This is a genomic window from Nonomuraea cypriaca (assembly GCF_015645445.1).
GTDB classification, from domain to species: Bacteria; Actinomycetota; Actinomycetes; order Streptosporangiales; family Streptosporangiaceae; genus Nonomuraea; species Nonomuraea cypriaca.
This window is the reverse complement of sequence record NZ_JADOGI010000333.1, coordinates 1-9,179: the sequence shown is the minus strand read 5'-3', so window position 1 is coordinate 9,179 and position 9,179 is coordinate 1. Positions and strand designations below refer to the sequence as shown.

At 67.9% G+C, this 9,179-nt stretch carries 8 protein-coding genes; 3 read left to right on the top strand and 5 right to left on the bottom strand.

Annotated elements, in window-relative coordinates; genetic code table 11:
- Positions 1 to 10: 10 nt before the first annotated feature.
- The 3 genes from ITP53_RS51305 to ITP53_RS51295 form a co-directional block, all read right to left on the bottom strand.
- Positions 11 to 508: a DDE-type integrase/transposase/recombinase gene (locus tag ITP53_RS51305; protein ID WP_207757607.1), complete on the bottom strand. Its 498-nt coding sequence runs from the start codon at positions 506 to 508 to the stop codon at positions 11 to 13.
- Between the two features lie 318 nt (positions 509 to 826).
- A complete protein-coding gene (locus ITP53_RS51300; RefSeq protein WP_195902775.1) occupies positions 827 to 1,321 on the bottom strand; it encodes a hypothetical protein in 495 nt (164 codons plus the stop codon).
- Between the two features lie 420 nt (positions 1,322 to 1,741).
- Positions 1,742 to 3,163 (bottom strand): alkaline phosphatase PhoX, encoded by a 1,422-nt coding sequence (locus ITP53_RS51295; RefSeq protein ID WP_195902774.1) that lies wholly within the window; start codon positions 3,161 to 3,163, stop codon positions 1,742 to 1,744.
- Between the two features lie 669 nt (positions 3,164 to 3,832).
- Here ITP53_RS51295 and ITP53_RS51290 point away from each other — a divergent pair.
- Together ITP53_RS51290 and ITP53_RS60815 are read left to right on the top strand one after the other, a co-directional pair.
- On the top strand, positions 3,833 to 4,699 hold the full coding sequence (locus tag ITP53_RS51290) for an AfsR/SARP family transcriptional regulator (protein WP_195902773.1): 867 nt from the start codon (positions 3,833 to 3,835) through the stop codon (positions 4,697 to 4,699).
- Positions 4,696 to 6,891, top strand: a complete 2,196-nt coding sequence (locus ITP53_RS60815; protein ID WP_195902772.1) for an ATP-binding protein — start codon at positions 4,696 to 4,698, stop codon at positions 6,889 to 6,891. The genes ITP53_RS51290 and ITP53_RS60815 overlap by 4 nt, the downstream gene beginning before the upstream one ends.
- 37 nt (positions 6,892 to 6,928) lie before the next feature.
- On the opposite strand, the gene ITP53_RS51280 is transcribed toward ITP53_RS60815, so the two are convergent.
- Positions 6,929 to 7,108 carry a hypothetical protein gene (locus tag ITP53_RS51280; protein WP_195902771.1) on the bottom strand — a complete coding sequence of 60 codons (180 nt, stop codon included), beginning with the start codon at positions 7,106 to 7,108 and terminating at the stop codon, positions 6,929 to 6,931.
- Between the two features lie 167 nt (positions 7,109 to 7,275).
- Entirely contained in the window at positions 7,276 to 8,211 is a 936-nt protein-coding gene (locus ITP53_RS51275) for an NAD(P)/FAD-dependent oxidoreductase (protein ID WP_195902770.1), read from the bottom strand.
- A 69-nt stretch (positions 8,212 to 8,280) separates the two neighbouring features.
- On the opposite strand from ITP53_RS51275, the gene ITP53_RS51270 reads away from it, so the two are divergent.
- Positions 8,281 to 8,877, top strand: coding sequence for a helix-turn-helix domain-containing protein (locus ITP53_RS51270; RefSeq protein ID WP_195902769.1), 597 nt, complete (start codon positions 8,281 to 8,283; stop codon positions 8,875 to 8,877).
- Positions 8,878 to 9,179: the final 302 nt, after the last annotated feature.

The window sequence follows — 9,179 nt, the reverse complement described above, 5'->3', positions numbered from 1 at the left end:
GCATCGACGATCACGCAGTAGTCACCGGAGAGCCCGTTGCCCGGAAAGCGGGCACGGCGGGTTCGGGAGGGGGCCGTCGGGAAAAGGACCAGCACGCTGACACCTCGCCTGACGGCCTACCTCGCTGGATCAGATATTCGCGGAGCACGAAGACGAGGTGGTGTTCGCTGAGGATCAGGATCCGGTCCAGGAGTTCGCGGCGCAGGGTGCCGATGACCCGCTCGCAGATGGCGTTCATCCTCGGCGTCCGCGGCAGCGTCGTGACCAGCCGCAGCCCTTCGGCTTCGAAGACCTCCCTGAACGCGGAGGTGAAGAGCGGGTCCCGATCGTGGATCACGAACCGCAGCCCGGCAATGCGGTTACCCAGATCCATGACCAGATTGCGGGCCTGCTGCGCCGTCCATGTCCCGCTCGGGTGTGCGGTCACTCCGGCCAGGTGCAGTCGCCGGGTGCCGTGCTCGATGAAGATCAGCACATACAGCCGTTTGAGCAGCACGGTCTCGACCACGAGGAGTCGCAGGCGATGATCGCGTGGGCTTGAGCGGTCAGGAACTGCCGCCAGGTCGGCCCGGCCCGGCGGGGCGCGGGATCGATACCTGAGGCGTGCAGGATCTCCCACACCGTGGAGGCCGCGATCGGGTAACCCAAGCGGGCCAACTATGCGAGTGCCGAAAATTACGTCCACCGGTCTGACCTGCAAGTCTTCGATACACAAAGATCATCTCTTAAGCAGACGCTCAAACGGTGTTGAGCAGTCGCTCAATCGAATTGAGCGATCGCTCAACTTGTCCGACTGCATGCTGTCATTATGCGACAGCATCCCAGGTCAGGAGGGTTGGACGAGTTTTGACACCCCACAGGGGTCAGTCCACACCGTCGGGTGCGCGGTGCCGCCAGCCGTGTCGCAGGCGTGTGTTCCGACGATCACGCCGTTGTTGTTGAGGCCGGCGGCCTGGCTCCAGATGCCGCCCAGCGTGCCCAACTCCGTGACGATGAGGACATGTCGTTTCATGCCCGTGCCCTTGCCCCACGCCTCTTCCAGCAGCGGGCGGATCTGCGTCCAGGTGACGTGCGCGAATCTGCTGCCGTCCAGGCTGGTAGGCGGCGTGAAGGTGAGCGGTGGTGTCAGGTAGGTGAGACCCACGGTAAGGCTTGGATGATGATGGTCGGCGAGCGTGAAGTAACTGGAGAGTTGGTCTCGCCGGGTCGAACTCTCCGTCTTCAGCTCGATCATCCAGCGCCGTTCGTTCCACAGCACGGCGTAGTCGGGTGCTCCGCCCTGCTCGTCGTCGTGCCCTGGGCGCAACTCGAACTCATCCACGAACAGCGGCTGCCCGCTCCGCTTACTCCGGCCGAACGACAGCTCATCCAGCGACCGCAGGAACGAGCACCTGAGGCGACGGCCGGTTACGACTGTTCCAAGGGGGATAGGGGCCGCCCGGCCGCGCCCAGGATCAACATGGCCAGGAGGCGCTGGCAGTATTCCTCCCTGCCCAGCCGCAGTCGCCGAGCGCGGCAAAACTCCAGATCAGACCGTGTGACATGATTCTCGGCACCCACAGGCTGCCTTTCCGAGAAATGACCAGCTCAGAGCCACCACGAGAACGTGGCCGCGCGGGTGGTGCTCCCGGCTCGAACGTGCGTCAGCGGCCCGCTGGCTTGCGTGACATGGGAAAGCCCCGCCCCGCCTCAGTCGCCTCAGTCGAGGAGGCGGTGGCGGTGGCGGGGCGGACAGGCGAGGTCAGTCGCGACCGTGGCCGTCGTCGTGCTTGGTCCACGAACCGGTGATGGCGAACGTGTAACCGGGGGTCTGGATGCTGGCGAAAAGGATCTTTCCGTCAGCGCTGAAGACCGGGCCGGCGAACTCGCTGTCGTTCAGCTCGTTGCGGGCCATCGGGTAGGTCGTCCCCTTCTCGGTGACGCCTACCAGGTGCTGCACACCCTCGCCGTCCTCGGCCAGGATGATCCCGCCGTACGGCGAGACGGTGATGTTGTCGGGCCCGTCGTAGTCCGTGTCCTTGTCGGGGTCCGGGTTCACCCCGAAGATCGTCTTGAGGGTGACGGTCTCCGACTCGGGGTCGTAGAACCAGACCTGGCCGTCGTGCTCGTTGGCGCTGCCGTCGTCGTGGCGAGCGTAGCTGGCGACGAAGTAGGCGCCGCCGTCAGCCCACCACTGACCCTCCAGCTTGCGGCTGCGGGTCACCTTGTCGTCGCCGAGCTGCTTGCGCACCGAAACGGACTTGGCGTCGCGGTCGGGCACGTCGACCCACTTCACCTTGTACTTCGTGCCCGGCTGGGTGGCCTCAGACAGATCGCCGATGTGCTTGGTGCCCTTGAAGCAGCTCATCGCCTCGAGAGCGCCCGCGGTGTCGCCGTCCTTGCCCAGCGCGAGCTTGCGCAGTGCGCCCTTCCCCGGCCGGAAGTGCTTCGGCGGGGTCCAGCGGAAGAACAGCCCGTTGGGGGTGCCCGCGTCCTCGGTGAGGTAGATCTCGGAGTTGCGCGGGTTGACCGCGACAGCCTCATGCGAGTAGCGGCCGAGGAACTTCAGCGGGACCGGGTCCTGGTTGGCGTCCTCGTCGAACGGGTCGACCTCGAAGACGTAGCCGTGGTCCTTCTTGAACGCCCCGCCGGCCCGCTGCTCGGTCTCCTCGCAGGTCAGCCAGGTGTCCCAGGGGGTGACGCCGCCCGCACAGTTCTGCACGGTGCCTGCCAGGCTGACGTACTCGCGGATCCGGTTGCCGTTGCGGTCGACCTCGATGTTGGTGGTGCCGCCGCGGCCACCTTCGTCGTAGGTCAGGTCCGTCAGCGGGGGCACGCCGTTCGGCTCGTCGCCGCCGATCTCGTGGTTGTTGACCAGAACCCCGCCCTTGGAGCTGCGGAAGTATCCAGCGCCGTCGGCGTCGCCGGGCGTCGGCTCACCCGACTCCAGCTTGGTCACGCCGGCCTGGGCGACGATCTTGTAAGAGAAGCCCTTGGGGAGGGAGAGCAGCTTCTTCGGGTCGGCGACGACGGGCCCGTAGCCCGCGGCACGGGCGACGCCGTTCTGGATGGCCTCCGCGTGGGCCGGTCCGGAGATCGCGTCAATGCTGCCGGCGATGGCGATGCCAAGGCCGCCTGCGGCCCCGGTACGCAGCAGGTCGCGGCGCGAAAAAGCAGAAGTCATCTGAGGCCTTAGAGGTAGCAACTGGGATGTACCGACCCAATTCCTCCGGCCTGAACATGCTCCTGCCTCTCCAGAACCACATAATGAACGCCGGGTGAACCCTGAACCAGAGGGCATGCATTCACCACCGGGCGCACCGATCGCGGCGCGGCACCTACACCTGTCGCCCGGGGGTGCGACGCCACCTGACGATCTCCTCCTTCACCGAGGAGATGACCCGGAGCGGCATCGAAGCCGGCAGCAAGACCTGTACTGTGCCAATACTCGTGCACGCTAATTGACCTGCGGTTTATTCTCTCTCGTCGTGTGCGTCCGACTGCTGTATTTGATCTTCGTCCGGGTTGTGGGCTGGCTGATCCTGCTGACCCGCAGCGACTCCTCCAAAGACGTGGAAATCCTTGTGCTGCGCATGAGGTGGCGGTGCTGCGTCGCCGGGTCGCTCATCCGCGGCCGGATTGGGCCGACCGGGCGATCCTGGCGGCGCTCACCCGGCGCCTTCCGCGCTGGTTTCGTGCGCATCGGATCGTGACGCCGGGCACGCTGCTGGCCTGGCACCGCAGGCTGGTCAAGCGGCACTGGACCTACCCGAACAACACTGTTGACCGAGCCGCTGATGATGCGCTGACGCGGACCTGGCGGTCGTGCTCGCGGCGGGCATACCCTCGAGGGGTGATCACCGTGGCTGTGCTCGGGCCCGCCGAGGTTCGCCGCGACGGGGAGCGGCTCCCGCTGCCGTTGGGCAAGACCACCGAGGTGCTGGTCCGGCTCGCCCTCGAAGCCGGGCGGCCGGTGCGGGCCGAGCGGATCATCGAGGACCTCTGGGCCGGCGCCGCCACGGGCAGGGACACGCTCCAGTCGAAGGTGTCCCAGCTACGGCGGGCGCTGGCCGAGCCCGGTCTGGTCACCAGCGGGAACGGCGGCTACATCCTCAACGCCGACCCCGACAGCGTCGATGCGTTGCACGTCGTCGGGCTGGCCGCGTCGGCGACCGCCTCGCGGCGTACTGGTGACGCGGCTGGTGCCCTCGAGGTGTCCACCGAAGGGCTGGCGCTGTTCTGCGGCGACGTGCTGGTCGACGCAGGAGAGGGGGACTGGCTCCGGCCGCACCGCGCGCGCCTGGAGGAGGTGCGCCTCGGTTTGCTGGAGGACCAGCTGGCGGCACGGGTGGACCTGGGTCTCGGTGGCGATGTGATCGGGGAGCTGGAGGGGCTCGTCAGCCAGTACCCGCTCCGCGAGGGGCTGTGGTGCTGCCTGATCACGGCGCTCTATCGGATGGGCCGCCAGGCCGACGCGCTCGCGGCGTACACGCGAGTGCGCGAACTGCTCGTCGACGAGCTGGGCGTCGACCCAGGCCCCAGTCTGCGCGCCCTGGAAGACCAGATCCTGCAGCAGAGCCGGGCCCTCGATTCCGCCGGAGGGCGACCGTCCGTGCTTGCCGGACCGGTCGGCAAGCTGCCCGCACTGTCGTCATCGCTGGTGGGGCGGCGGCCGAGGTCTCCGCGGTCCGTGACCTCCTGCGCCACCGGCGCCTGGTGACGGTTGTCGGGCCGGCCGGCGTCGGCAAGACCCGCCTGGCCATCGAGGTGGCCCGCGGGCTCGCGCCACCTGGGGGAGTGTGGCTGGTGCGACTCGACGGCGTCGACACCACCATGTCAATCCCTCGGACGGTCGCGGAGACGTTGCGCCTGCCGGGTGGCAAACAGATGCTGGTCGAACGGTTCACCGGCGCCGAGACCGTCCTCGTGCTCGACAACTGCGAACACGTCGTCGACCGCGTGGCCGAGTTGACCAGCGAGCTGCTGGATGCCACGACCCAGCTGCGGGTGCTGGCGACGGGCCAGGTCCGCCTCGACCTGGACGGCGAGACGGTCTACCAGCTGGCGCCGCTGCCGATCGCGGACTCCGTGGCCCTGTTCGCGGGCCGGGCGGCCGAGATCCGCAAGCAGTTCGTGCTGGACGTCGAGACCGCCCCGTCTGTCGAGGAGGTATGCCTGTCTCTCGAGGGGCTGCCCCTGGCCATCGAGCTGGCGGCAGCCAGGGTCAGGTCGCTGTCGGTGCAGGACATCGCCAGACGACTCGATGACCGCTTCGCGCTGCTCCAGGACCCGACCAGCCGTCGCCCCGAGCGGCGCCGTGCGCTGGCCGCGGCGATCGGGTGGAGCTACGAGCTCTTGTTCCCCGACGAGCAGCGAGGGCTGTGGGCGCTCTCCTGTTTCGCGGACGGAGCACCTCTCGACGCGGCGGAGCACGTTCTCGCTGCCCTGGGGGTGCCCCAGGCGTCGGTCGTCGACCGTCTCGCCGATCGATCATTGGTCAGCGTCGAGATCACCTCGGAAGGCGCGGTGCACTACCGGCTGCTCGACAGCATCCGGGACTTCGCGCTCGACCGTCTCCGCGAGTCCGGCCTCGTGGACGACGCGCGCGCGGCGCACGCCGCGTGGCTCGCGGAGGCCGCCGATCGCTGCGACGCGACCGTGCGCGGCAAACGCCAGCCCGATTGCCTTGCCGTGGTCCGGGCAGAGCGGGCCAATATCGACGCCGCCCTCACCTGGTCCGCCGAGCACGACCAGCAGCTCGGGGTCCGCATCGCGACCGGGTTCGGCTGGACCTGGGTCGTGCACGGCGACGGCGTCGCCGGAGCCACGCACGTCCGAAGCGCGCTCCAGGCGGCTGGGTCGCTCGTCACAGCGAGAGAACGGGCGACCGGTCTGCTCCTCGCGGGATGGCTCGAAACCTCGGCCGGCAACCTCGACCAGGCCGAGGCCGATCTCGACGAAGCGCTCGACTTGGCGAAGCAGTTGGCCGACGACCAACTCCGAGCCGACGCCCACCGGCAGCTGGCCTTCCTGCGCATCCAGCAGGGCCGCCCGCAGGATGCGCTCGAACAGGCCACAGCGAGCCTCACCGTCTACCGGCCGCTCGGGCTCGACTGGGAGGTGGCCACGAGCCTGGTAATCGCGTCGTACGCCTCGATCATGCTCGGCGACACCACCAGCGCCACCGAAGCGGCAAACGAAGCGATGCAACTCCTGACCCCCATCGGTGACTCCTGGGCGCTCGTCCATGCCGACGGGATGCTCGGCGCCATCGCCCAGGCCGGCGGCCGCCTCGACGAGGCCGCCAGCTTCCTTGCCCGCGCGGCCGCAGCCTCCGAACGCCTCGGGTTCCTCGGTCAGGCGGCCCTCCACCTGACGACGCTCGGGCGCGTTGAGCAGCGAGCCGGCAACACGGTGGCAGCCATCGAAACCTTGGAACGTGCCCTCGTTGCCGGCGGACACAGTGGCGACGTCCGGATCGCGGCCACAGCTCGAGTAAACCTTGCCAGGCTGCTGCGGGCCTCGGGCCGGCTCGACACCGCCCTAATCCTTCTCGAACAGACCGACAGGTGGTACCGCGCATCCGGAGGAGGGGATGGTGCCCTACTCACCCGATGTCTGCTGGCCTCACTCTCGTCCGCAACCGGCAGTGCACGCGCCGCCGAACAGTTGGCGTCGGTACTCGAGGAAGCACTCAGTGCTGGGGACGCGGAAGTCCAGGTGCTCGCGTCGGACGCGCTCGCCCGCCTGGCTGCCGACCGAGGTGACCTCAGAGCGGCGCAACGGCTGCTCCAATCCGCCGACGACCTGCGCTCGGGGATCCCGCATGTTCTCGACGACCTTGACCGAGTCGACGCCCAGCTCGCTCGGTTACGCATCTCTAGCGGATTCGATCAGCCGGGCGTCTGCTAATCGTTGAACCGGTCGTTCGGCTGGTTCAGCGGCCCGCCTATCGGGTCAGGATGCGCACCCGGAGTCGGTGCAGCTGCGGCATCAGCCCGTAGATCACGATCGGCACCGCGATGGTGGCGAGCACGAAGGTGCGCAGGACCGGGGTGAGCGTGCTCAGCCAGTCGCCGAGGGCGAGATTGAGGACGGTGAGGGTCGGGAAGACGGCCAGCCAGATCATAAGGGCTAGATGGTGCTTTGTCGGTGGACCGGCTACGGCGGGACCGGGACTCGGGTTGGGCCCCGGGGGGGCGCTGGGGCGGGGGTTCGGGTTGGTCATGTCACTCCCTGGCTCGTGATAAAGGGTGCGGAGAGGCGATTCCGTTCCGCGGGCTGTCTGTCTAGGGGTCAGGACGCGAGGCCCTGGTTGATGTCGCGGACGGCGTTGCGCACGTCGTCGTCGACCAGCTCGGCGTTGAGCGCGATGGCGGCTGCGGAGCCGGTACCGGCTGCGGTGATGACCTGGGCGCGCGGATCCACAAGATTGCCGGCGGCCCAGACGCCGGAGACGCTGGTGCGACCGGTCCCGTCGACTGCGACCCAGCCGCCGTCGTCGACGGCGCAACCGAGGCCGCGGAGGAGATGGTTGTTCGGAACGAACCGGGGCGGCACGAACAGCGCGTCGCGAGGAATCACACAGCCGTCGTCCATCTGTACGCCGCGCAACTGGTCGTCATCGATGACCAGCTGCGCGATGGTGCCCTCGACCATGCCGATAGTGCGGGCGACCAGTTCGGATCGCTCTGTTGCGGTGAGCATGTCAGGCGGGGTGAAGTAGATGAGGTCGTGAGTCCACTGGCGCACGATCTGCGCGTATCGGACCGCGCCCGGGCTGCCGCCGATGACGCCGAGCCGGCGGTCGCGGACCTCGTGGCCGTGGCAGTAGGGGCAGTGCAGGACGTCGCGTGCCCATCGGTCGCGCAGTCCTGGCACGTTGGGCAACTCGTCACGTAGGCCGGTCGTCACCAGGAGCCGGCGTGCCGAGATTCGCTGCCCGTCGGCGAGGAGGACCCAGAACCCGCTTCGACCGTCGGGCACCAGCTCGGTTGCGGCGCCCTCGATGATGTCGCCGCCGTAGCTCCTGACTTCGGCCCGCCCGAACGCCAGAAGCTCACCGGGCGGGAGACCATCGCGAGACAGGTAGCCGTGCATGTGGGCGGCCGGGGCGTTGCGCGGCTTGCCGGCGTCGACCACGAGAATCTTGCGGCGGGCCCGCGACAGGACAAGAGCTGCGGACAGTCCGGCGGCACCTCCGCCGATGACCACTACGTCGTACTGACTCATGTCCACAAGCCTGAAGCCGCATAGATTTCTCACCAACAAATGTTGCTGTTTCCGGGAATCCGCAGTGGGATGAGCCTCGTGGACGACACCTCACCGGCTATCGCCGACGTGCTCCAGCAGGTGGGGCAGCGGCTGAAGCGGCTTCGCAGTCAGCGCCACATCACCCTGACCGGTCTGGCGACCGCGACCGGCATCTCGAAGAGCACGCTGTCGCGACTCGAGACGGGACAGCGCCGACCAACCTTGGAACTTCTCCTCGCGCTCTCGCAGGCCTACCGGATGCCCCTGGACGACCTCGTTGGCGCGCCCGAACTGGGCGATCCACGCATACGCCTCAAGCCTGGCCGCGTCAAGGGCAGGACGGTCATCCCGCTCACCCGACAACCCGACGGCATGCAGGTGTGGAAGATCGTCATCCCGACCAGCAAGGTCAGCCCAGAGCCTCGGGCACACGACGGTCACGAATGGATTTACGTCCTGTCCGGACACATGCGCCTCGTCCTCGGCGAGCGGGACTGGCTCCTCAGGCCAGGCGAGGTGGCCGAGTTCGACACCCACGTGCCGCACTGGTTCGGCAGCACGGGGGAGGAGCCGTCAGAGATCCTCAGCATCTTTGCAAGACCCGGCGAACGAATGAACGTCCGAACGCCCACCCCACAGACGTAGGCCACGGTCCACGTCCGCCCCCAACAGCCCCTGTAGTGCTCCATAACTCCGCAGCGCCCCTTGAACTGCGGCAACGCGCCGCTCGAGCGGGGATCTATTGAGCAAGCGCTCAACCCTTTGAGCAGTCGCTCAAAAACACCTGAGCAACTGCTCAAAGGGAAGGGCCGTGGTCGCAGCCTAGGAGTGTTCTGATGATGTTGCTGGTTGGGGTTCCGATCTTGTAGGTCGAGGGTCAGGCTGGCGGCATGATGGGGCATCGTCCCGAGCGGCCGGTGGGGCCGGATGTGTGGAGCACCTGCCGG

What these genes read in the sequence shown, in the direction of transcription:
- ITP53_RS51280 (WP_195902771.1), bottom strand. Translation starts at nt 7,108, where the DNA reads ATGATCTGGCTGGCCGTCTTCCCGACCCTCACCGTCCTCAATCTCGCC.
- ITP53_RS51275 (WP_195902770.1), bottom strand. Translation starts at nt 8,211, where the DNA reads ATGAGTCAGTACGACGTAGTGGTCATCGGCGGAGGTGCCGCCGGACTG.
- ITP53_RS51295 (WP_195902774.1), bottom strand. Translation starts at nt 3,163, where the DNA reads ATGACTTCTGCTTTTTCGCGCCGCGACCTGCTGCGTACCGGGGCCGCA.
- ITP53_RS51270 (WP_195902769.1), top strand. Translation starts at nt 8,281, where the DNA reads ATGAGCCTCGTGGACGACACCTCACCGGCTATCGCCGACGTGCTCCAG.